Raw genomic sequence first — 23,143 nt, 5'->3', positions numbered from 1 at the left:
AGCAGAGAACGGGGGGCGACCAAGAGGGCCAAAGGTCGTATGCGCAAAAATTTTCATGGTGGCCCTGATGGGCGGGGGACTGCCGGGCGGGCGGCCATTGCTTGGAAACGATATGGCGCTGTGTTTAGGTTGCAGAGAGCCGTAGCGGTATTCAGAAAACGAAAGGCGAGCTTCATGCAGATTTTTGAGAAGTTTAGGGGGATAGCGTGTGGATGCGGGCTGGTGGCGGCGATGCTCGGAGGCAGTGCAATGGCCGAGATACAGGATTTGCATGGCAGTGTAGGCTATCGTGAGCGGATTGGGTTGCCGCCAGAGGCCGTGATTGAAGTCACGCTGGAGGACGTCAGCAAGATGGATGTGGCGTCCATTGTTTTGGCGCGGCAGACTTTGCGCCCCGAGGGCCGGATCCCTGCGGAGTTTCGCTTGGCCTATGATGACCGCATGGTTCAGGAGAACGGGCGATATTCGGTGCGCGCTGTGATCCGTGTGGGTGAGGAGGTGCAGTGGCGCAGCACGCAGAACTTTGCCGCTTTGACACAGGGAGCCCCGGAGCGTGTGGATGTGGTGGTGCAGCGTCTGGTTGAGGCAAGTGAGGTGGATCTGACACTTGGGAATTGGCTGGTTGTTGAAATGAACGGGGCGGTTGTGCAGGGCGACAGCATTCCCCAGATGGATTTTGGCGAAAATGGTCAGGTGAGCGGAACCAGCGGCTGCAACCAGTTTACCGGCAGCTATACCTATGAGGATGGCAAATTGGCCTTTGGGCCGCTTGCCAGTACGCGCAAGGCCTGTTTCGGGGAGCTGAACACGCAGGAAGTGACGTTTTTTGAAACACTGACACAGGTTGCTTCGGCCGGGGTACAGTCTGGGGGAACAGTTTTGATGGACAGTCAGGGCAATATTTTGATGCGCTTCCTTGCAGAGTGAGCCCAAGGAGCCGCGGGTGTGGGCCAAGTCTGATCCAAATCAAGGTCTTGGCCCGCGCTTCTGATAAGTGTGTCGCAGCAAACAGAACGGAGCCAATCCCATGCTGAGACTAGCCCTTATTCTTCATATCTTCATCGGATCCACACTCGCTGGTGTGGGCGTGATCGCGGCACTGGTGGCTGGGATCAACACAGGGCTCGGATTGTTTGGCGCTGCGTTGGTTGGCTTTCTTTTGGCCTTCCCTGCGAGTTGGAAGGTGGCTCAGGCGCTCTATGCGCGCTGACGCCTGATCGGGGCAGGCGTTAAAGATCCAGCCAAGCCTGTACCGAGGCAATAAACTCGCGTGGCTTTTCGGCGTGCAGCCAATGACCGGTGTCTCGAATTTTGGCAAAGCGCGCTTTTGGAAACTTCTCCCGTATTGCTGGTCGATAGTCTGGGATCACATAGTCCGAGTTGGCCCCGCTCAGAAACAGTGTGGGGCCTTCGTAGGACCCAGAGACTTCTGGAAATTTCAGAATTTTTGGCATCTCGCGGTCCAACACATCGAGATTTAAGCGCCAGCGCTGCTCTTTCACATCCAGAGATTGGGTGAAGAAGGTCTGAAGCGTTGTGTCGTCCAGATACTGTGCCAATTGTTCCATCGCATCTGAACGCTTTGTCACGGTGGAAAGGTCAACTGCGCGCATGGCGGCGATGTTTTGATTTTGGTCGTGGGTGTAGTCAACCGGCGCGATATCCGCGACAATCAGGCGGTTCACAAGCTCTGGGCGGGTGAGGGCAAGCAGCATTGATGCTTTGCCTCCCATCGAATGTCCAAGCACATCCATCGGTGTGCCCATATCTTCGATCACCTTTGCCAGATCTTCGGCCATGTCTTCGTAAGAATGGCTGTCATACCATGGGCTTTGGCCGTGGTTGCGCTGATCAACGCAGATCACGCGACGGCTTGCAGAAAGTCGCTTTGCGATGGCGCCCCAGTTGCGGCCGGAGCCAAAAAGCCCATGCACGATCAGCAGGTCAGGTTCGTCGGTGGCGATGCCGTGGATAATCGAATTCAACATAAGAGCGTGATAGCGCGGCTTGGTCAGGGGTTCCAGCGTTGAGTGTCGCGCGGGTGCAAGCTAGATTAGGCGCATGATGACAGGTGATGAAATCGACGCAAAAGTTGCCCAGCTCTTGGATTTGGCGCGCGAAAAATATGGTGTGCGTGCAAAGACACTTGAACGCGCCATGCGAAAGATCGGGCGGCGCGCGCCAAAGCGGCTGCATCGACAGGCTGAGGTGATTGCGCAGGCGCACAAGGTGGGTCATCACCCCAAGCTCATGGTGCAGGTTGATGGCGCGGCTGTGACGCGGGCTTTTGGGGAGATAGAAGCGCATTTGGCCGCGATCGATGTGGGCAGGCGGCGTGTTGATCGCATTTTGGATGTGTTGGGCTCTGTCAGCTTTAATCTGATCCTGTTTACAGCATGCCTGGTTGTGTTCCTACGCTGGCACGAGGTGTTTTAGGCGTTGGGCGCTGCGCACTGCCAGCGCAGCTCTGATGTGCCGATAAAGCGCCCCATACGCGCAAGTTCAGCATCCAGTTTCTTGGCGCGTGCTGCCGTCCAGCGCACGCCGGGCTCCGCCCAGATTTGCGCTATGGTGAGGTTGCCTTTCTTGCGATCCGCCTTACATTCGATCCGTCCGACAAAGCGATCCCCCTCCAGCAGCGGATAGACATAATATCCCCAAACGCGTTTGGCGGCGGGCACAAAGATTTCAATGCGGTAGTCAAAGCCAAAGAGGCGCGACAGCCGCTCGCGATCTCGGATCACCGGATCAAAGGGATTGAGAATCCGCAAGCGGGATGTGGGGACGGGTGCGGTTTGTAAATGGGTTTCGATGTCCGGGGGCGCCAGCATCGGGAGCCACTCCTGATTTGCGGTTTGCACTTCCACTGGGATGAGATCGGATGCAGTGACCCAAGCACGCACATCCGCAGTATCAACGGCCTCCCAAAAGCGTTTGATGTCGCCGGGGGTGGCAAATCCAAGGCGGGCCATCGCCTGATGGCATAGCCAGTTGATTTGCTCTTCGATGGGCACGTCTTGGTTGCGGTGGGGGGCTGGGATGACCCTTTCGGGCAGGTTGTAGAATTTCTTGAAATTCTGGCGATAGCAGGTTGCGAGTTCTCCTGCATACCACATGTAATCCAGCGCGCGTTTGTGCGGTGGGCGGGACCACATCTCGCGCGGGCCTTCGATTTTGGTGTCAAAGGCTTCTGTGGAAAGTGCGCCTTCGGCGGTGATGCGCTCTTTGATACCGAGATCGGCGCAGGAGGCCATAGCGTCCGCATACCAGCCCTTGGCGTCCATACGCGCCTTGCGTCGCGAAAATTGCGCGCGCCAGTACGGGTAGGTTTCGATGGGCAAGACAGACGCGTCGTGGGTGAAATGTTCAAACACGGCACGGTCTTTGGAGAGCAGCGTGTCGAGCATGGGTTCGCGGTAGTTCTGGTTGCGTGACCACAGGATGTGGTGATGGGCGCGGGCCAGCACCTGAATGCTGTCGAGCTGCACAAACCCAAGTTTGCGAATCGTGTCACGCGGGTTGGCGGGGCCGGTGGGCGTGGCCGCCAAGCCCTGAAGAGACAGCCAAAGCCTGCGGGCGTCACGGTTTGAGATGCGAAGAACCATATGGAGAGGCTATCGCCGCAGTCGGAACAAATAAAGAACAAAGTTGGCGATTTCGGGAGATGGTTTGAGATATTTGGCTGCTCAACCTGTAGGCTCTGAAGCGACGTTCAAAAGCCACTTGCGAAAGGTGCGAAGATTCGCGCTGTCTCGACCGGGTAGCGTGACGATGTGGTAGCCAAGGTCTGCACGCGGCAAAGAACAGATGTGGATGAGCGTGCCAGCGGTGACATCGCGTTCGACAATAGAGCGGGGATGCACGGAAACGCCCAGGCCTGCGAGGGTGGCGGAGATGATCAATTCGTTGCTGTCCAAAACATTGAGGTTCACCGCACTCAGATCGAAACCGGTTTCCTCGATCACCCGGCGCAGCTCCAGCATCTGAGCGTCGAGCAACCACGGATCCTGCTGAAGCTCCGGTAGGGAGGTGGGGTGGCGCCCTTCCAAGAAATTCGGCGCGGCCACCACCCAGAATTCCCCACTTGTGAGCGGGGTGCTTTCAAGCCCCGGCCACTCCCCGTTGCCAAAGCGGATCGCCATGTCAAATCCGTCGTGGCGCAGATCTACCAAGGCTGCACTTGGCGTGAGGCTGACGGTGATGTCGGGGTGAGTCTGCCAGAAGCCGCCCATACGCGGCATCAACCAGTTCATTGCAAATGAGGGGGTGAGACTGACCGTAAGGGGGCGGGTCGCAGACTGTTCACGCAAGGCGTCGACTCCTTCTGCAATGAGAGCGAAGCCTTCGCCCAGTTTTTGGGCCAGCTTTTGTCCAGCCTCAGTCGCGGCAACGCCCCGGCCTGCGCGAAACAAAAGCTGTTCAGACAGGTCAGCCTCCAGATGGCGCACGTGTTGCGCAATGGCGGCATGGGTGACGTTCAGCTCACGCGCGGCGCGGCTGAGGCTTTGGTGCCTTGCTGCGGCTTCAAAAGCGCGCAGAGCTGACAGTGATGGGAGCGAGGACCAATCCATAATGTAACCTATACTTACAATATGGAAATCATAGTGAGTCGCATTCCGCGTCTTTGTCCAGACATATTGGGCACATCACATCGTAAGGAGTGCGCGATATGTTGGGAATAGTTTCAGGTGCGCTGCGTGTTGCAACGCGTGAAGAGTCTTGGGGTGGTCGCGACCGGATGCAGGATGGGGCGACAATTTCGCTAGATCTGGTGCGAGACAGTGATCATTGTGTGCAGTCCGCGCAGGCTAAGGGCCGCAAGCGGTTTTGGTGGCGGTGAGCAAGGAGATGACGCAGCGAACGTAATGTTCGCAGGGCGATTGAGATCAGGACTTGCCTTTGAACGATCGCAAAACAGCGCGGGTTGCGGCCACCAGCGGCTCGTGCGTCTCTTTCAGAATTTGCACACGGTCAAACCGTTCCGGATCTGCATTGACCGCATCACGTAAGGCCGCGCCGAAAGCCATGCGCAATTCGGTGCCAATGTTGAATTTGCAGATTTTGGACCCTTGCGCCAAGGCAGTGCGCTGGGCCACGGGCACGCCAGATCCACCATGGATCACCAGCGGCACGTTGGTGAGGGCTTCGATGGCGCGAATGCGCGGCTCATCCAGCCCGCCCTCTTTGTCCTGCTGTAAGTGCACGTTGCCCACTGAAATCGCCATCGCGTCGACATTTGTTTCGCGGGCGAATTGTGCGGCTTCCTCGGGGTCTGTTCCGGCGGAATTTTCGCCGCCAGAATAGCCGACAAAGCCGATTTCCCCCTCGCAGGAGACGCCTGCCGCATGCGCCATTTTCGCGATGGCTGCGGTTTCCGCAATGTTTTCGGAAAGCGGCATGCGCGAGCCGTCAAACATCACGGAGGAAAAGCCGCTTTCAATGGCAATGCGACACTCATCATGGGTGTAGCCATGGTCAAGATGCGCCACGACGGGCACAGAAGCCTGTTCCGCGAGATGGGTGAACATTTTGCCAAGCACAGGCAGCGGCGTGTGTTCGCGGCAGGATGGGCCCGCCTGCAAGATTACAGGCACATTTTCGGCCTCTGCCGCAGCAACATAGGCGCGCATGTCTTCCCAACCAAGCGTCACAAGCCCGGCCACAGCGTGCCCCTGTTTCAACGCGGGTTGCAGCACATCAGACAGCGTCACAAGGCTCATTTGAACTTCGCCACCATATCCATGATGCCCGGAATGGTGTGCAGTTGTTCCGCATGTGTGGGCTGAAAATACTGCTTCAAACTGCGTTGGCTGAGACCGCCGAGGATTGTGAAATAGTACATTTCATAGCCCGGCAGGGCGGCGCAGGGGTGATACCCTTTGTCGATCAGGATCGTTGAGCTGTCCATGATGTGGTAGGCGTCGCCGGGTGTGTTGTCCTCGCGCTGAAGCATCTGAAGCCCCGAGCCGTAGTTTGGCTTAAAGCGGAAATTATAGGTTTCATCATGGCGGGTTTCGATCAACTCGCCCGTTTCGTCAGTGCGATCGGTGTCATGTTTGTGGCTCGGGAAGCCGGACCAGCCGCCAGCGCCCACGGTGAATAATTCACTGACCAAAAGGCGGCCAACCTTGTCATGGTGGCTTGCGCCAAGAATGTGTTTGATTTTGCGATGAGTTTTTGTGTCATCGGACCCATATTGCACGAGGTCCAGCTCCGGCACGCGCACGTCAAAAGGTTCCAGAACCTTGTCGTATTTGGCTCCGGCGATGAAGGTTTCTGTGGCGTCGGTCACGCAAGTGATGCGCACTTTTGCACCGACAGGCACATAGACGCCTTCTGGGTCACCATCCCAAACATCAATGGTGCGGTTGCCGAGGTTTTCATACAGGGCCCCCTCGACATCCACGTGGACCGTGCCTGTGGCGGGCACGACGCAGGTTTCATATCCCGGCACCGAGTATTCAAAGACCTCGCCTCGCTTCAATTTGATGATGTTGAAATAGTTCAGCGGCACCAGATCGTGGTCGACGTCGACGATGGGTTTGTTGTTGTTATCATAAGGCGCGATGTGCATGGGCCTCTCCTTTAAGGATGGGTGGGGCCAGCGTGCGCGGCGAGAAACGCCTCAAGCTCGACCGATGTGGGCATGGCCGGGGCGCAGCCCGGCTGAGAAACGACAATTGAGGCGCAGGCAGATCCGCGAAGCACCGCGTCGCGCAAAGGCAGATCATCGGCGATGCCAGCCAGCAGGCCCGCCATAAAGCTGTCCCCCGCGCCGTTGGGTTTCACCGCTGTCACCGGGAAAATTCCGGTGCGGATCTCTTGGTCGCCTGAGAGTGTGATCGCGCCGTCCTGGCCCATTTTGTAAATCACCAGCTTGCCGGATGCGGCTAGCTCGCGGGCTTTATCAAGGCCCTTTTCGATGCCACCCGCCATGAAGCCGAACTCTTCATCGTTGCCAACGATCAGATCGCTGGCCTCGCCTGCGCGGGAGAGCACCTCGGCCGCTACTTCAGGGGAGGGCCAAGAGTAAGGCCGGTAGTCGATGTCAAAAATCACCGGCATGTTTGCGGCGCGGGCGTTTTCAAAAGCGCGGAAAGTGGAGCTGCGGGACGGCTCGGCTGCAAAAACAGTGCCTGCGGTGATGAGTGCGCCAAATGCGTCGTAGTTCACCCGGTCCACATCTTCGTTGGTGACCTGAAAATCCACAGCGCCATTGCGATAGATGACATTTTGGAAGTCGTCGATGCAGCTCTCATAGACCGCAAGGGACAGGCGGTATTCGCCCCCCAACACGCGCAGGTACTGTGTGTCCACGCCATAGTGTGTCAGGCGATTTTGGGCGAATCGTCCCACAGCATCATCTGAAACGGAGGTCACCAGCGCGGCCTCGCAGCCCAGTTTGACAAGCCCTGCGCAAATGTTGGCAGAAGATCCGCCAAGATCTGCGCGAAAGGTTTCGGCGACCTCAGATTTTGTGCCAATGGGATCGGCAAACATATCCATGCCTGCACGGCCAAAGACCACGAATTTGCGAGACTTGATGGCATCAATCAGATTGGGCATTACACCCCCCGGCGCTGTTTGGCGCGTTCTGCTTCGATTTCGCGGTGCTTTTCGCGCACGCTATCGCTGTCTGAAACTTGTGGCGTGCCCACTTCCCACCATGTGTGGCCTTCTGTTGTCCAGCCGTCGTAGGCATCCACATCCATCACGATCACATAGGTCTTGTCGCTGGCTTTTGCGCGTTTGAACGCCTCGCCAAACTCCGTAGGGTTTGACACTTTCTCAGAGGTGGCCCCCATAGAGGCCGCATGTGCAGCGAAGTCGACGCCAAACGGCTCTGGGATGGTTGGGCAATCGGACAGCAAATTGTTGAAGCTGGCATTCCCAGTGTTGTTCTGAAGCTTGTTGATGACGGCAAATCCGCCGTTGTCGAGCACCAGAACGATCATCTTTTTGCGGCTCAACACCGACGAGTAGATGTCTGAGTTCATCAATAGATAAGAACCGTCGCCGCAGAAGGTAATTGTGTCTTTGTCAGGTTCGCGTTCTGACTGCGCGATGCGCGCGCCCCAGGCACCGGCGATTTCATAACCCATGCAGGAAAAGCCGAATTCCACATCGACGGTGCCGATATCCAGTGTGCGCCAATTTGCTGTGACTTCGGCTGGTAGCCCGCCTGCCGCGGCCACGATGCGGTCGCGTGGATCGCAGAGCGCATTCACCACGCCAATCGCCTGCGCGTATGAGTTTGGTCGATTGCCATGCGCAACGTTGCTTGCGACATATGCCTCCCATTTGCTGCGTTCTGAGCGCGCGAGATCCAGCCAGCTTTTGGGTGTTGATAGGCTGAGTGCAGCGTCAATTGCCTGCAGCGAGAGTTTGGCATCGCCCACAACAGGCAGAGCCATGTGTTTGCCAGCATCATGTCGCGCAGCGTTGACCGACACAAACTGTGCGTTTTCATCAAAGGCGGTCCAACTGCCGGTTGTGAAGTCTTGCAGGCGGGTGCCGACCGCGAGGATTACATCTGCCTTAGCTGCGAGCGCATTGGCGCTGTCAGATCCGGTGACTCCGATTGGGCCGCAATTCAACGGATGATCTGCGCGCAAATTGGCGCGCCCGGCGATGGTTTCGACCACCGGGATCTGGTGTCTTTCTGCAAGGTCTGTCAGCTCCTTGGTGGCTTTTGAATATTGCACCCCGCCACCGGCAATGATCATCGGGCGCTCTGCCTTTGCAAGTGCGGCGATGGCATCTTCTATCTCTGCGCGATCAGGGGGCTGGCGCCGGATCCGATGCAGTTTTTTCTCAAAGAACTTGGTGGGGAAGTCATAGGCCCAGCCCTGAACATCTTGCGGGAGACCCAAAAAGGCGGGGCCGCAATCCGCCGGGTCCAGCATGGTGGCGAGCGCATTTGGCAGAGATTGAATCACTTGCGCGGGGTGGGTGATGCGATCCCAGTATCGCACGACAGGTTTGAATGCGTCATTCACGCCGAAGGTCGGGTCGTTGAAATTCTCCATTTGTTGGAGCACCGGATCCGGTAGGCGCGTCAGGAAGGTATCGCCACATAACATCAACATGGGCAGTCGATTGGCGTGGGCGAGACCTGAGGCGGTCAGCAGGTTGGCTGTGCCCGGACCTGCGGACGCGGTGCAGAACATAAAGCGCTGCCGCAGCCATTGTTTGGCATAGGCTGCAGCGGCAAACCCCATGCTTTGTTCGTTTTGCCCGCGGTAGAGTGGCAACTCCTCTTGCATTGTGTTGAGGGCCTCTCCGAGGCAGGTCACATTGCCGTGGCCAAATATGCCAAATCCGCCCCCACAGACGCGCAGTTCCTGGCCATCAATCTCGATAAATTGATTGGAGAGCCAACGAATGATGGCCTGTGCAGTCGTGAGGCGGATCGTGGAGTTTTCTGTCGTCATGGGGCGCGAACCTTTTGGAGATTTTCGAGGAAATGGTGGCCTTCCTCGAATGCAGCTTGCGAGCTTTCGATTCCCACGATACAAGTTTTGCAACCGGTTGCAAATTGAATTTCAGACACGGAGCGGACGCGGTGACAGAGATTGGTATTGGAATATGTGGCGGCGGCTACATGGGCAAAGCGCATGCGGTTGCCATGTCTGCTGTGGGGGCCGTGTTTAACACAACCCTGCGTCCCCGGCTTGAGATGGTCTGTGCGTCGAGCGCTGAGAGCGCGGAGCGGTATCGCTGCGCCTATGGGTTTGCGCGCGGCACGGCGGACTGGCGCGCATTGGTTGAGGACCCAAGGGTCGAGGCGATCGTGATTGCGACCCCGCAAGAGACACATCGGGAAATAGCTGAAGCGGCGTTTTCCCTTGGCAAACCTGTCTTTTGTGAAAAGCCGCTCGGCGCCTCTATCGATGACAGCGCCGCGATGATGGCCGCTGCAGATGCGGCTGATGTCGTTAACATGGTTGGCTTTAACTATGTGCGGACCCCAGCAACACAGTTTGCACGTAAGCTGATTGCTGAAGGTGCGATCGGGGATATCACCTGGTTCCGGGGGGAGCACACCGAGGATTTTTATGCGGATCCAAGTGCGCCAGCGACGTGGCGCACCACGGGGATGGCCAATGGCACAATGGGGGATCTGGCGCCACATATGGTCAACGCGGCTTTGGCGTTGATGGGACCAATTGCCAAAGTCATCGGAGAGATCGAGACAGTGCATGCAGAGCGGCCCGGTGGGCGCGTGACCAATGATGATCACGCCCAGCTTATGTGTCGCTTCGAAAATGGCGCGATGGGTCACATGTATTTCTCACGTATCTCGACCGGGCGAAAGATGGGCTATGCTTATGAAATTACGGGAACAAAAGGTGCGATCCGATTTGATCAGGAAGATCAAAACGCGCTGTGGCTCTATCGGATGGAGGGGCCGGAGGCGACGCGCGGGTTTGTGAAGGTGCTGACTGGGCCGGCGCATCCGGACTATGAAGCGTTCTGTCAGGGACCGGGTCATGGGACTGGGTATCAGGACCAGATTATTATTGAGGCGCGGGATTTCCTGCGCGCGATTGAGGCAGGGAACGCCCAATGGCCAACCTTCCGTGATGGGCATGAAGTAAACCGCGTGATCGCGGCAGCTTTGGCATCTGATGCCGCCAAAAGCTGGCAAGATGTCAACAGCTTCTGAATTTTCGGAGTGAGAGCAAGATGGCGATGAGAATTGGCAATGCGCCCTGTTCCTGGGGTGTCGAGTTTGCGGAAGATGACCGCAATCCAAGCTGGAAAACTGTTTTAAAGCAATGCGCTGAGGCGGGCTACAAAGGGATCGAACTGGGCCCGGTTGGTTTTATGCCCGAAGATCCGTCACTGCTTTCGGAGGCTTTGGCGGAGCATGATTTGGAGCTGATTGGCGGTGTGGTTTTCCGGGCCTATCATGACCCGAATGCCTGGGAGGATGTGCTGGATGCCACCCATCGTACAGCCAAAGCGCTGAAGGCGCATGGTGCGCAACATCTTGTTTTAATTGATTCAATTTCACCACGCCGAGCACCGACGGCGGGGCGCGCGGGTGAGGCTGAGCAGATGGACAAGGCGGAATGGACAGCGTTTCGGAATCGTATCGCAGAGTCGGCGCGGATTGGGGTGGAAGAGTATGGTCTGACAGTCGGCATCCATGCACATGCTGCCGGGTTCATGGACTTTGAGCCAGAGCTTGAAAGATTGCTCAGTGAAGTCGATGAAAGCCTGTTGAAGATCTGTTTTGACACCGGGCACCATTCTTACGCGGGCTTTGATCCGGTTGCTTTCATGAAGACACATATCGACCGCATTTCTTATATGCATTTCAAAGACATAGACCCCAAGGTGAAGGCAGAGGTGATTGCCAATCGCACTGGGTTTTATGATGCATGCGGGCAGGGGATTTTCTGTAACTTGGGCGATGGGGATGTAGATTTCCCGGCCGTGCGACAGGTGCTTGTGGACGCTGGGTTTGAAGGCTGGTGCACGGTTGAGCAGGACTGTGACCCGCTGTTGGATCCGGATCCGGTCGGCGATGCACGCAAAAACCGAACCTATTTGGAGCGCATCGGTTTCACCTAAAACGGCGTCGGTATCGCATCTGTATCACGTCGGTAACGCGACAGTATTGCGGAGGTGCATCGTCGGTCTACTTCCGGCGCATCTTCGGTGGCTTCATGAGGAGGAGACAGGCTCATGACAACGTTCAAATGGGGTATGATTGGCGGTGGCGAGGGCAGCCAGATTGGGCCAGCGCATAGGTTGGGTGCGCTCGCGGATGGTCGCTTTGAATTTGCGGCTGGGGCGTTGGACCATCGGCCCGACGTCGGGCGGGCGTATGCGCAGCGGCTTGGTATTGCAGCGGACCGCGCTTATGGCGACTGGACGGAAATGTTGGCTGGTGAAAGCGACAGGGACGATCGCATAGATTTGGTGACGATCGCGACCCCAAACGCCACGCATTTTGAGATCACCAAATCTTTTCTTGAGGCAGGGTTTAACGTGCTGTGCGAAAAGCCGATGACCATGACCGTTGAGGAAGGCGAAGAGATTGTCAAAATCGCCAAGGCCTCAGGCAAGATCTGCGCGGTGAACTATTGCTATTCGGCATATCCGATGGTGCGCCAAGCCCGTGCGATGGTGCGGGCGGGGGAGATCGGCAAGGTGCGACTGGTGGTGACGAACTTCAGCCACGGTCACCATGGCGATGCCACGGATGCGGACAATCCTCGGGTGCGCTGGCGCTATGATCCCGCGATGGCTGGTGTGTCTGGGCAGTTTGCGGATTGCGGGATTCATGCTTTGCATATGGCGAGCTTCATTGCGGATGATGAAGTGGAACGGCTGTCAGCTGATTTTGCTTCGACCATTTCCAGCAGAGAGTTGGAAGATGACGCCATGGTGAATTTCCGTATGATGGGTGGCACGGTGGGCCGGCTCTGGACCTCATCTGTTGCCATTGGGCGCCAGCATGGTTTTGACATCCAAGTCTTTGGGGAAACGGGTGGTTTGCGCTGGGCGTCAGAACAGCCAAACCAACTGATTTACACGCCAGTAGGTGGGCGTACGCAGGTGATCGAAAAAGGCGAAGCCGGTCTTTGCGAAGATGCGCAACGGCTCAGTCGCGTGGCAATTGCCCATCCAGAAGGCTTCCCGCTCGCAGTGGCCAATATCTATTGTGATTTGGCGGATGCGATAGCGGGCGAAGCGCGTGATGGGTTGCCTGATGCTGCGGCTGGGGTGCGCTCCATGGCGGCGGTGTATACAGCTGTGGCCTCTGCCAAAGACGGCGGGGTATGGTTGGATGCGCGACCGCCGATGTTTAGATAAGCGGCTGATAATGAAGGTTTAGCGAGAGCCCAGTTCACATTTAGAACGAAGGATTTGGGGTACGGCGCAATGTGCCGCGCTCTACCACCGAGCAGGGGAAGATCCGCGTTTCTGGATAACGCTGCGGTTCATCCAGCATCGCCACCATCAACTCTATGGAAGAGGTCACAATCTGGCGAATGGGTTGGTGTATGGTGGTGAGGTTGATGTTTTCCCACCGTGCCATTTCCATATCGTTTAGGCCGATTAGACCAACATCGTCAGGGCAGGACAGCCCGCTGTCACTGATTGCGGAAAGCGCGCCGATGGACAGCACATCATCTCCGCAGAAGAACGCTTCAGCGTGTGGCTTTTCCAATAGGCGCAGCATTTCACGGCGTCCGGCATCAAAGGAATATTGATCTGCGTAGGAGTGGCTGACCTTTATCTCTGGGTGCGCTGCCATTTCAGACATGAACCCGGCAAAGCGATCTTGCGTCGAGGTCGCGTTTTCCGGTCCGCCCATAAAACCAATGTGTTGATAGCCGCGTCCGACCAATTCACGCGCGGCCATACGTCCGCATTCTGCGTTGTCGACCCCCACCACATGCACTTGCGGGGTGGAGGTTGCGCGACCAAAGGAGTGCACGACAGGCACGCCAGCATCCCGGAACGCCTTGGCAAAACCGGGTGGCAGGGTGGAGGAGGCAACGACGACGCCATCCACGGAATATTGTCGCAACATGCGCACAGAATTTTCTGGGTCTATCTCGTCCGTGAGGTTGACCAGCAGCGGGCGCAAGCCGCGCTCCTGTAGGCCACGTGTGAAGAGATCAAACACTTGCAGAAAGATCGGGTTGTGAAAGTTGTTGGACACAAGGCCAATGAGTTTGGTGCGCCCCGTGGTGAGCGAGGAGGCCAGCGCGTTTGGGCTGTAGCCGAGTTCTCGCGCAGCTTTTTCCACTTTGCGCCGCATTTTGTCAGAGACAGAGGCCCCGTCGGTGAATGTGCGCGACACTGCTGATCGGGATACCCCCGCGCGTTCAGCAACCTCTTTCAGTGTCACGGTCATGTCTGTGCGTCCCGGTTTGGTGTTTTGGGGTGTCTACTCTGATTTTTGCATGCGTGCAGCATGAAATGACCGGGCAAAAATTGCAACCGGTTGCAAAATGAATTGGCCTGTGCTTTAACTTTACTTGGAGAAGGCGGGGAGGAGCCGCCTGCGTGCCATGAAGACGTGATATTGGGAGGAAAACATGACTTCATTTAGTAAGAAGCTGGCTTTGGCAGCGGCTGTTGTTGCAGCGCCATTTGCTCTGGCCAATACGGCCGCGGCAGAAGGGGAAAAATACATTCTCGTAAGCCACGCGCCGGACAGTGACAGCTGGTGGAACACCATCAAGAACGGCATCGCTCTGGCCGGGGACCAGATGGGCGTTGACGTGGAATATCGCAATCCGCCCACGGGCGATTTGGCGGATATGGCGCGCATCATTGAGCAAGCGGCGGCGTCTGCCCCCAATGGGATCATCACCACGCTGAGCGACTATGATGTGTTGTCTGGCCCGATCCGTGCGGCTGTGGACAGTGGCGTTGACGTGATCATCATGAATTCCGGGACGCCCGATCAGGCTCGTGAAGTTGGTGCGCTGATGTATGTTGGGCAGCCAGAGTATGACGCGGGTTACGCCGCTGGTCTGCGCGCCAAGGGCGATGGCGTGGGCAGCTTCCTCTGTGTGAACCACTATATTTCGTCTCCGTCTTCTACTGAGCGCTGTCAGGGGTTTGCCGATGGTCTGGGGATCGATCTGGGCGATCAGATGATTGACAGCGGGCAGGACCCTGCCGAGATCAAAAACCGTGTGCTGGCCTATCTGAACTCCAACCCAGACACGGATGCGGTGCTGACACTTGGCCCGACATCTGCGGATCCAACCCTTTTGGCGTTGGATGAGAATGGCATGGCCGGCGATATTTACTTTGGTACTTTCGATCTTGGCGAAGAGATTGTGAAAGGCATCAAGGCGGGTGTCATCAATTGGGGCATTGATCAGCAGCCCTTCTTGCAGGCGTATCTGCCCGTTGTTGTGTTGACCAACTACCACCGCTTTGGCGTCCTGCCGGGCAACAACATCAACTCCGGGCCTGGCTTTGTGACAGCTGACGGTCTTGAAAAAGTCGAAGCCTTTGCGGGCGAGTATCGCTAAGCCGTACGGTTGATATCGACGTCTGGCGAGGGGCGCCTTTTGGTTCGGCGCCCTCCGCCCTCTCTATAAAATCCAATCCAAATCTTTAGCAGATGGGAGATGTCGCATGTCCAACGCGACGCAACCCACGGCCAATGCTGACGAGCGCATCAAGGAAATTTCGCGTTTCCGAAAGGCGCTGATCCGTCCAGAGCTGGGCGGGATCGTCGGCACCGTTGCCGTGTTCACCTTTTTCCTTTTGTTCGCGTTTGACAGCGGCATGTTCAACAGTCAGGGCATTATGAATTGGAGCCAGATCTCGGCGCAGTTCATGATCATCGCTGTTGGCGCTTGCCTGCTGATGATTGCTGGGGAGTTTGACCTTTCGGTTGGCTCTATGATTGGCTTTGCCGGGATGCTGATCGCGATTTTCAGTGTCACGCTTGGCTGGCCTGTGTGGATGGCGATCATTCTGACGTTTGTGATTGCTGTTTCCATTGGGGCGCTCAATGGGTTCATCGTCGTGCGCACGGGGCTGCCGAGCTTTATCGTGACGCTGGCGTTTCTGTTCATCCTGCGCGGCTTTGCGATTTATTTGCCCCAGACCATCGAGCGCAAAACCATCATTGGTGGTGTGAGTGAAGTGGCTGAAGGCGATTGGCTGGCGGCTGTCTTTGGTGGAAAGATCTTCACCGGTGCGTTCCAGTGGATGGGTGACGCGGGCATTATTGCGGTGTTTGAGCGGGGCACACGCAAGGGGCAGCCGGTGGTGGACGGGCTGCCAATGCTGATTGTCTGGGCGTTGGTCCTGGTGGTCATTGGGCATGTGATCCTGACAAAGACCCGCTTTGGCAACTGGATATTCGCCGCAGGAGGCGATGCAGAAGCGGCGCGCAACTCCGGTGTCCCGGTGAACAAGGTCAAGATTCTGATGTTCATGTTCACCGCCTTTTGCGCGACGGTGTTTGCCACGTGTCAGGTGATGGAATTTGGCAGTGCCGGGTCTGATCGCGGATTGCTGAAGGAGTTTGAAGCCATCATTGCAGTTGTGATTGGCGGGGCTTTGCTGACGGGGGGCTACGGGTCGGTTATTGGCGCGGCGCTGGGCGCGCTGATTTTCGGGGTCGTGCAACAGGGGCTGTTTTTTGCTGGCGTAGAAAGCTCGTTGTTCCGCGTGTTCCTTGGGGTGATCCTGCTGGGTGCCGTGATCCTGAACACCTATATTCGTCGCATCATTACGGGGGAGCATTGATATGAACCCGGAAAAAGCCCCCATCATTCAAATGAACGATATCGCGAAACACTTCGGGCGGGTGATCGCACTGGCGGGTGTGTCTGTCGATGTCTTTCCCGGCGAATGTCACTGTCTGCTCGGTGACAATGGCGCTGGCAAGTCCACGTTCATCAAGACGATGTCGGGCGTGCACAAACCCACCAAGGGTGAGATCCTGTTTGAAGGCAAAGAGATGTTTTTTGCTGATCCACGGGATGCGATCGCTGCAGGCATCGCAACGGTGCACCAGCATCTTGCGATGATTCCGTTGATGTCGGTAAGCCGCAATTTCTTCATGGGCAATGAGCCTATCAAGAAAATCGGCCCGATGAAGTTCTTCGACCATGACTATGCCAATCAGGTGACCATGGAAGAGATGCGCAAGATGGGCATCAACCTGCGCGGCCCGGATCAGGCGGTTGGCACTCTGTCTGGTGGGGAGCGTCAGACCGTGGCGATTGCGCGCGCTGTGCATTTTGGCGCAAAGGTCTTGATTCTTGATGAGCCGACTTCCGCGCTTGGCGTGCGTCAAACGGCGAATGTTTTGGCGACGATCGACAAGGTGCGCAAGCAAGGGGTCGCGGTTGTCTTTATCACGCACAATGTGCGTCATGCGATGGCCGTTGGAGATCGCTTTACCGTGCTCAATCGTGGGCAGACCCTTGGGACATCACAGCGCGGGCAAATCACGCCGGATGAACTTCAGGATATGATGGCTGGTGGTCAGGAGCTTGTGACGCTGGAAGACAGCCTGGGGGGCACCGTCTAAAGCCCGTTTGCATTTTCGGTTTGTTTGCCCCGGTGCCGTGTCGCCGGGGCTTTCTCTTTTTGGGCGAGCGTATGGCGGCGCGCACATGTTTGGTGCTTTAAAAACGTGTCATAAGAGTCGCAGCATCTATTTTCTGACTGTTTTAATATGGTTATTTTGGGCGCTGTCTTTTAGGCGGTGGGCGAACGCCGATGCTTTCGCAGAAAGCTCGACCGACTCTACCATACCCAGCAAAATGCCAGGCTAAACCACTCACGCGCCGTTCATCGGATTGGCGCTTGCGGCGCTTGGGCGTCGCCTTGTTAGAAGGGACTATTTGCGTGAAAAACTCTGTTTTTGCGTTGGGGAAAACGTCTGGTGCGCTTCTGAGCATCGTTTTGGCAGGTGCAGCCTCTGCACAGAGCGCTGAGGATTTCGAACTGGGCACCATCACGGTGACAGGCACCGGCCTGCCCACCGAAGTGTTTGACAGCCCTGCATCTGTGACTGTCATTGACGAAGAAGATATCAAGAAGATCCCACCCAAATCGGTTGCGAGCCTGTTGAAAGGCGTGCCGGGTGTGCGTGTGACCGAATCCGGGATTGAGCGCATCAGCATTCGTGGCGAAGCGTCTCAGCGTGTCGCCATTCTGATTGATGGGCAGCGCATTTCTGACCACACCACATACGGCACGCCGGTTCTGATCGCGCCAACCGAGATTGAGCGTATCGAAGTGGTGCGTGGCCCGTCGTCTGTTGTGTCGGGCAACCGGGCCATCGGCGGTGTGGTCAATATCATCACCAAGCGTGGCGCCGACAAACCTGTGGAAGTGACCCTGTCTGGCGGGTATCTGGGCGAAAACGAAGGCTATCGTGCCGCGACCAGCATCGCAGGCACAGTTGGCAACTTTGACTATCGTGTCGGCCTGTCAAAGTCGGATCTGAATGACCGTGTGACCCCGAATGGTCCGTTGGTTCCATCAGGTGGCGAAGATCGCGAAATCAATGCCTTCGCGGGCTATCGTTTCGGAAATCACTATGTTGGCGTGCGGGCGCAGGATTTTGATCTGGCGGCGGATGTTTATACCGGAACCCCCGCGTTTGCGATTGATTTGCCGGAGCGTGATCTGCGCAAATATAGCGCCTTTTATGAAGGTGAGAACCTAACGCCTTGGATGTCGATGCTGAAGGTGGATGCCTACACGCAGACCATCGATCGTTTGTTCCGGAGTCAGCTCACTGTTGCGCCGGGTGTCGGCAGTGTGTCCACATCTGATGACGAGCAGAAGACGTCAGGGTTCAGAGCAACTGCAAATCTGGAATTTGCAGAAGGCCACCGGACCGTTGTTGGGTTGGAGTATGAAAACGATTCGATGATTTCGGATAAGTCATCGACGTCCACTTTTGGCCCTCCAACCACCACCACGCGCTATTCTGACGCAACTATTGAGACATATTCGTTGTTTGCTCAGCATGAAGTGTCATTCTCTGATGCGACCACCGGTACGTTTGGTTTGCGCTACTACAACGTGGACAGCACATTGGACCAGTATTTGGTCAATGGGGTCGATCAGGGGCAACGCTCCAACTCTGATGATCGTCTGCTTGGTTCTATCGGGCTTGTTCATGAACTCTCAGACAGCACTGTTGTGCGTGCGAACATCTCTCAGGGTTACACATACCCCTCACTGAGCCAGTTGTTCCTGACTTCAGTTGGCGCTGGTGGCACAGTTATTGGTAACCCTGACCTGAAACCAGAAACAGCCACCAACTATGAAATTGGGGCCCGTATTGATCGCGGTAATCTCGTGTTGGATGCGGCACTTTTCTATACCGACTCCAACGACTACATCACCTCGATCAATGTCGCGCCTCGGACCTCGGTTTATCAGAACGTCAACAAAGCACGCAGCTATGGTTTTGAACTCGCAGCAGAGTTTGACCCGGGTTGGGCAAATGGCATCCGCCCCTATGCAAACCTGGCGTATGTGTCGCGGGAGTTCACATTTGCCAATGGCTATTCCACCAAAGACTCCGGTACGCCAAACTGGGCTGGTGATCTGGGTGTGCGGGGCGATTGGAACCTGTCCAGTGTTGGCGGCACCTGGGATGCCTTTGTGCGCGGTGAAACATCTGCAACACAGCGCAACTCCAGCGGGGCTGTTGCAAATGAAACCGCGGGCTGGGCAACGCTTAACCTGCGCGGAACCGTTGATCTGACGGACAATGTCAGCATGTCTGTGGAGCTGGGCAACTTGTTTGATAAGTCCTATCAATCACTTGGCCAGATTGAGGGCGCAGGTCGCAACGCGAGCGTCTTCCTGACCGCTAAGTTTTGATCGCTGATTTAAGTACGGAAGGGGCCTGTTTCGGGCCCCTTTCATGTGCCCAAATGGGCCATCTGTCTAGGCTATTTTGGGCGCTATATCGACTATGGCGCCGGGTTGCGTGACCACGTGCGCGGCGATTTTGTGGCCAAGTTCCATCGCGTCCTGATGGGTTTCACCTTTGCAGATCGCGGCAAGATATCCGGCGTTGAAACTATCCCCTGCCGCGGTGCTATCAATCATTGTCACCGCCGGTGCGGACTGCGCGCATGGCGCTCCGCTGAGAATGTCACAAGGCCCCTGCGCCCCACGTTTGAGGGCGCCAGATGTCACGCCGTAGCCACGTATGCGTTTGACTACCGCGTCTTCAGTGACATCCTCAAACAGCTCCATTTCATCGTCCAATGACGGCAGGGCGATGTCTGTGCGTTTCCACATTTCCGCGTTGACGTGCCGTGCCGCAGCTGCGCTTTCCCAGAGGCGTGCACGATGATTGCTGTCATAGGCCACAACCCCGCCATTTGCGCGGTACGTGTCGATCCAGTTTAGGATGTGCGTGCGGGTGTCTGGTGGCAGGATCGCCATGCTGATCCCGCTCAAGAATATCATGTCGAAATTCCGGAGCGTTGAGAGCGGCACGTGGCACGGCTCGGCAAAAAGCGTGCGTGCCGCTGAGGCAGATCGCCAGTAGCTGAAGCTGCGCTCGCCTGCGAGGTCGGTTTGGATGGCGTACAGCCCTGGCATCTGGCCAGCGCGTATTTCGATGCAGTCCGTCTTGATGCCATGTGATGTGATTGTTGCGCGAATGCGGTCAGAGAAGGCATCGTCCCCAAGTGCTGTGACATAGGAGATTTTCGTCTCAGTTTCTGACAGCAGGGTGCGCAGGTAGTAGGCTGTGTTGAACGTGTCTCCTGCAACCCCCACATGCGCGTGGTTTGCCCCCTCCATAGCCAGTTCGATCATCACTTCGCCGACACATGCGATTGATCTGAATGGATGATTTTTGGTTGGCATGTTGTGTGTCCGATCGCGCGAAATGTGTTTCGGGATACGCTACGCCCGAAAGATCTGAAGGCAAGCGCTTTGGCTTAACGGCAACGCGATCTTGCCTGCCTCCAGCGTTTAAACAGTGCCTGTAAAACAGGATGTCGGCAGGTGTTTGCGTCCAAATCTTATGCGTCGTGCACAAAGTGATGCCGCGATACTTCTTGCCGAAACCGGTTTCGGAAAAAATAGTTAAAGCATGTCAGCGATTCGAAACCCATCAGAAACGGCCTCACCAGCACAAGAAGTGCGCACCGCGCGGCGGGTGACGATCAATGATCTGGCGGCGCATCTGGGCATGTCCAAGAGCACCGTGTCGCGCGCCATGAATGGGTATGCTGACATCTCTGAAAGCACCCGCAAACGTGTGGCGAGCACAGCCCAGAAGCTTGGCTATCAGCCGCTGAGCCACGCGCAGGCGATCCGCACGGGGCGCGTCCGGGCCCTGGCGCTTGTGCTCCAAATGGATGAGCCAGATCGGCACAATCCGTTTTTGCAGGAGTTTCTGATGGGAGCGTGCGAAACCGCGAGCGGTTTCGGTTGGACCCTGACTGTATCGACCGCGACGTCTGATGCTGACATGCGGGACGTTCTGGGCCGTTTGATTGATGAGCGCAAAGCGGATGGCTTTATCTTGCCCAGAACCGAGGTGCGGGATGCGCGGGTTGCGCTGCTGCGCGCCCGCGGGGTGCCACATGTGTTGTTTGGGCGCACGGAGCACGGCGTGCCAACAGCCAAGCAAAAAGGCTCTTGGTATGATATTCTTGGTGAAGCGGCGATGTGCAGTGCTGTGACCCGGCTGGCTGGTTTGGGCCATGAGCGGATTGGCTATGTCGGCAGTACGGCAAATTTTAACTACACACATCTGCGCCGCGAAGGGTTTAAGGCCGGCCTTGTGGCCAGTGGGCTGCCTTATGATGCGAGTTTGCTGCGCGAAGGGGCGCGGACACGTGAGGAAGGGGCGCGAGAGGTGCGTGCCCTGATGCAGCTTGAGCACCCGCCAACCGGAGTGGTCTTTGCCACCGACATGGCCGCATTGGGTGGCTATGACGCTCTGAACGATCTGGGGCTTCTTGTCGGCAAGGATGTGTCGGTCATCGGATACGACGGGGTGCCGGAGGCGGAATATGTTCGCCCCGGACTGACCACGTATCAGGTGGACACACGCCGCGCTGGGGCGCGATTGGCGGAGTTGTTGATCCGACAGATCCGGGGCGAGGCGCCTGAAGCGCTGCGCGAGGTTTCTGATGCCATTCTAGTAGAGCGACAGTCTGACGGGCCACCCGCGCTGACGTCGGCACAGCTCGCTGAAAAAATCGAAAATACAAAGACCAAAAATACGTGATCAACGATACGGGAGGACAATCATGTCACGTCACTTTAATGCAAAGCTGCTGATGAGCACGTCACTGGCGCTGGCTTTGACGGCAATGTCTGTGCAAGCGGATACGATCCGTTTCTGGACCACCGAGGAGCAACCCGAGCGGCTTGCGAAACAGCAGGATATGGCCGAGCAATTCAAATCCGCGACTGGAACCACGGTTGAGGTGATCCCAGTGAGCGAAAGCGATCTCGGCACGCGCGCGACCGCAGCCTTTGCCGCGGGCGATTTGCCGGATGTGATTTATCACACGCTGCAATACGCGCTGCCTTGGGCAGAAGCGGGCATTCTGGACACAGAAGCCGCCTCCGAAGTTGTCGAAGATCTGGGCGTGGGCACCTTTGCACCGGGTGCAGTGGCCATGGCAGATTTCAACGGCGAAACCGCCTCGGTTCCGGTGGACGGCTGGACCCAGATGGTGGTCTATCGCAAGGACCTGTTTGATGCGGCGGGCCTCGCTGCGCCAAGCAGCTATGCGACTGTTTTGGCGGCATTGGAGAAGCTGCACAATCCACCAGAGATGTATGGCTTTGTGGCCGCAACCAAGGTGGATGAAAACTTCATGAGCCAGGTTCTGGAGCATGTGTTTCTGGCCAATGGTGTAAGCCCGGTGGGTGCGGATGGATTCCAGCCGCTGGATGAAGCCAAGACCACGGAAGTTCTGGACTTCTACAAAGCGATTTCCAAAGCGTCGCCTCCGGGGGAACTGTATTGGAAGCAGTCTCGCGAACTCTACTTCGCGGGCAAGGCTGCGATGATCATCTGGTCGCCCTTCATTCTGGATGAGCTGGCCGGTCTGCGTGACAGCGCGCCACCCACCATCACCGACGATCCAACTTCCAACAAACTGGCGGGGATGACTGGAATTGTGACCAACTTCTCTGGCCCATCCAACCCTGATGGAGCCGCTTGGGGTGATGTGCGCTATTTCGGTATTACGTCGGATGCAGACACCGATGCGGCGATGGATTTTGTGAAGTTTGCAATGGATGACGGCTATACGCAGACACTGTCGATTGCGCCAGAAGGCAAGTTCCCGGTGCGTCGCGGTACGGCGGACAACCCAACAGCTTTCAGCGAAGCATGGTCCAAGCTGCCGGTTGGTGTGGATCGGAAGGCACCGCTGGGTGAGCTCTATGATCAGGCGATGATCGACGAAATCGTTGGCGGTCTTGATGTGGCGCAGCGTTGGGGTGTCGCGGAAGGTCAGCTGTCGCTGGCGTCCAAGATCATCAATAGTCAGGCAATCAACCGCATTGTGCGCCAGTATGTCGATGACGAAATCGACGCGGCTGCTGCGGTGGCTGCGATGAACGACGAACTGTCTAAGGTTCAATAACCACAGACATTTTGCAGCGGCCTGCGCATCTGCGG

22 protein-coding genes are annotated in these 23,143 nt (G+C 56.8%); 13 read left to right on the top strand and 9 right to left on the bottom strand.

Features of this window, described 5'->3' with window-relative positions; translation table 11 throughout:
• Positions 1-249 precede the first annotated feature (249 nt).
• Complete coding sequence (locus tag J7413_RS12320; RefSeq protein WP_209098601.1) at positions 250-927, top strand: YbaY family lipoprotein; 678 nt, start codon at positions 250-252, stop codon at positions 925-927.
• Positions 928-1,027: 100 nt separating this feature from the next.
• Positions 1,028-1,210, top strand: a complete 183-nt coding sequence (locus tag J7413_RS12315) for a CTP synthetase (protein ID WP_209098599.1) — start codon at positions 1,028-1,030, stop codon at positions 1,208-1,210.
• 19 nt (positions 1,211-1,229) lie between these two features.
• Here J7413_RS12315 and J7413_RS12310 read toward each other — a convergent pair whose 3' ends face one another.
• Entirely contained in the window at positions 1,230-1,988 is a 759-nt protein-coding gene (locus J7413_RS12310) for an alpha/beta fold hydrolase (RefSeq protein WP_209098597.1), read from the bottom strand.
• A gap of 73 nt (positions 1,989-2,061) precedes the next feature.
• Between J7413_RS12310 and J7413_RS12305 the strand changes: the two genes are divergently transcribed.
• Positions 2,062-2,436, top strand: coding sequence for a hypothetical protein (locus J7413_RS12305; protein WP_209098595.1), 375 nt, complete (start codon positions 2,062-2,064; stop codon positions 2,434-2,436).
• Here the strand turns inward: J7413_RS12305 and J7413_RS12300 are convergent.
• Complete coding sequence (locus J7413_RS12300; RefSeq protein WP_209098593.1) at positions 2,433-3,605, bottom strand: crosslink repair DNA glycosylase YcaQ family protein; 1,173 nt, start codon at positions 3,603-3,605, stop codon at positions 2,433-2,435. The genes J7413_RS12305 and J7413_RS12300 overlap by 4 nt on opposite strands.
• 81 nt (positions 3,606-3,686) lie before the next feature.
• Positions 3,687-4,571, bottom strand: coding sequence for a LysR substrate-binding domain-containing protein (locus J7413_RS12295; protein WP_209098591.1), 885 nt, complete (start codon positions 4,569-4,571; stop codon positions 3,687-3,689).
• 98 nt (positions 4,572-4,669) lie between these two features.
• Between J7413_RS12295 and J7413_RS12290 the strand changes: the two genes are divergently transcribed.
• On the top strand, positions 4,670-4,840 hold the full coding sequence (locus tag J7413_RS12290) for a hypothetical protein (RefSeq protein WP_209098589.1): 171 nt from the start codon (positions 4,670-4,672) through the stop codon (positions 4,838-4,840).
• A 46-nt stretch (positions 4,841-4,886) separates the two neighbouring features.
• Here the strand turns inward: J7413_RS12290 and J7413_RS12285 are convergent, their stop codons facing one another.
• The 4 genes from J7413_RS12285 to iolD are packed head-to-tail and all read right to left on the bottom strand — an operon-like array spanning position 4,887 to position 9,434.
• Positions 4,887-5,720 carry a class II fructose-bisphosphate aldolase gene (locus J7413_RS12285; RefSeq protein ID WP_209098587.1) on the bottom strand — a complete coding sequence of 278 codons (834 nt, stop codon included), beginning with the start codon at positions 5,718-5,720 and terminating at the stop codon, positions 4,887-4,889.
• A complete protein-coding gene (locus tag J7413_RS12280) occupies positions 5,717-6,574 on the bottom strand; it encodes a 5-deoxy-glucuronate isomerase (RefSeq protein WP_209098585.1) in 858 nt (285 codons plus the stop codon). The genes J7413_RS12285 and J7413_RS12280 overlap by 4 nt, the downstream gene beginning before the upstream one ends.
• A gap of 11 nt (positions 6,575-6,585) precedes the next feature.
• The gene (locus J7413_RS12275; protein WP_209098583.1) at positions 6,586-7,566 is read right to left on the bottom strand and encodes a PfkB family carbohydrate kinase; all 981 of its coding nucleotides are present in this window, start codon (positions 7,564-7,566) and stop codon (positions 6,586-6,588) included.
• Entirely contained in the window at positions 7,566-9,434 is a 1,869-nt protein-coding gene (iolD, locus tag J7413_RS12270; RefSeq protein WP_209098581.1) for a 3D-(3,5/4)-trihydroxycyclohexane-1,2-dione acylhydrolase (decyclizing), read from the bottom strand. The genes J7413_RS12275 and iolD overlap by 1 nt, the downstream gene beginning before the upstream one ends.
• 131 nt (positions 9,435-9,565) lie before the next feature.
• Between iolD and J7413_RS12265 the strand changes: the two genes are divergently transcribed.
• From J7413_RS12265 to J7413_RS12255, 3 genes are all read left to right on the top strand, one after another.
• Complete coding sequence (locus tag J7413_RS12265; protein ID WP_209098579.1) at positions 9,566-10,669, top strand: Gfo/Idh/MocA family oxidoreductase; 1,104 nt, start codon at positions 9,566-9,568, stop codon at positions 10,667-10,669.
• A gap of 20 nt (positions 10,670-10,689) precedes the next feature.
• Positions 10,690-11,583 carry a TIM barrel protein gene (locus tag J7413_RS12260; protein WP_209098577.1) on the top strand — a complete coding sequence of 298 codons (894 nt, stop codon included), beginning with the start codon at positions 10,690-10,692 and terminating at the stop codon, positions 11,581-11,583.
• A 114-nt stretch (positions 11,584-11,697) separates the two neighbouring features.
• A complete protein-coding gene (locus J7413_RS12255) occupies positions 11,698-12,831 on the top strand; it encodes a Gfo/Idh/MocA family oxidoreductase (RefSeq protein WP_209098575.1) in 1,134 nt (377 codons plus the stop codon).
• A 40-nt stretch (positions 12,832-12,871) separates the two neighbouring features.
• On the opposite strand, the gene J7413_RS12250 is transcribed toward J7413_RS12255, so the two are convergent.
• Positions 12,872-13,882 carry a LacI family DNA-binding transcriptional regulator gene (locus J7413_RS12250; RefSeq protein WP_209098573.1) on the bottom strand — a complete coding sequence of 337 codons (1,011 nt, stop codon included), beginning with the start codon at positions 13,880-13,882 and terminating at the stop codon, positions 12,872-12,874.
• 184 nt (positions 13,883-14,066) lie between these two features.
• Between J7413_RS12250 and J7413_RS12245 the strand changes: the two genes are divergently transcribed.
• The 4 genes from J7413_RS12245 to J7413_RS12230 all read left to right on the top strand — a co-directional run bounded on the left by J7413_RS12245 (position 14,067) and on the right by J7413_RS12230 (position 19,356).
• Positions 14,067-15,017, top strand: a complete 951-nt coding sequence (locus tag J7413_RS12245; RefSeq protein ID WP_209098571.1) for a sugar ABC transporter substrate-binding protein — start codon at positions 14,067-14,069, stop codon at positions 15,015-15,017.
• A 106-nt stretch (positions 15,018-15,123) separates the two neighbouring features.
• Positions 15,124-16,248: an ABC transporter permease gene (locus J7413_RS12240; protein ID WP_209098569.1), complete on the top strand. Its 1,125-nt coding sequence runs from the start codon at positions 15,124-15,126 to the stop codon at positions 16,246-16,248.
• Between the two features lies 1 nt (position 16,249).
• On the top strand, positions 16,250-17,038 hold the full coding sequence (locus tag J7413_RS12235; protein ID WP_209098567.1) for an ATP-binding cassette domain-containing protein: 789 nt from the start codon (positions 16,250-16,252) through the stop codon (positions 17,036-17,038).
• A gap of 320 nt (positions 17,039-17,358) precedes the next feature.
• Entirely contained in the window at positions 17,359-19,356 is a 1,998-nt protein-coding gene (locus J7413_RS12230; RefSeq protein ID WP_209098565.1) for a TonB-dependent receptor, read from the top strand.
• A 66-nt stretch (positions 19,357-19,422) separates the two neighbouring features.
• Here the strand turns inward: J7413_RS12230 and J7413_RS12225 are convergent, their stop codons facing one another.
• Positions 19,423-20,358: a sugar kinase gene (locus J7413_RS12225; protein WP_209098557.1), complete on the bottom strand. Its 936-nt coding sequence runs from the start codon at positions 20,356-20,358 to the stop codon at positions 19,423-19,425.
• A 229-nt stretch (positions 20,359-20,587) separates the two neighbouring features.
• Between J7413_RS12225 and J7413_RS12220 the strand changes: the two genes are divergently transcribed.
• Together J7413_RS12220 and J7413_RS12215 are read left to right on the top strand one after the other, a co-directional pair.
• Entirely contained in the window at positions 20,588-21,733 is a 1,146-nt protein-coding gene (locus tag J7413_RS12220; RefSeq protein WP_209098556.1) for a substrate-binding domain-containing protein, read from the top strand.
• Positions 21,734-21,755: 22 nt separating this feature from the next.
• Positions 21,756-23,108, top strand: a complete 1,353-nt coding sequence (locus J7413_RS12215; RefSeq protein WP_209098555.1) for an extracellular solute-binding protein — start codon at positions 21,756-21,758, stop codon at positions 23,106-23,108.
• Positions 23,109-23,143 lie beyond the last annotated feature (35 nt).

Source organism: Shimia sp. R10_1 (genome assembly GCF_017744095.1).
In the GTDB taxonomy this organism is placed as follows: domain Bacteria; phylum Pseudomonadota; class Alphaproteobacteria; order Rhodobacterales; family Rhodobacteraceae; genus Shimia.
This window is presented reverse-complemented; position numbering and strand designations above follow the sequence as displayed.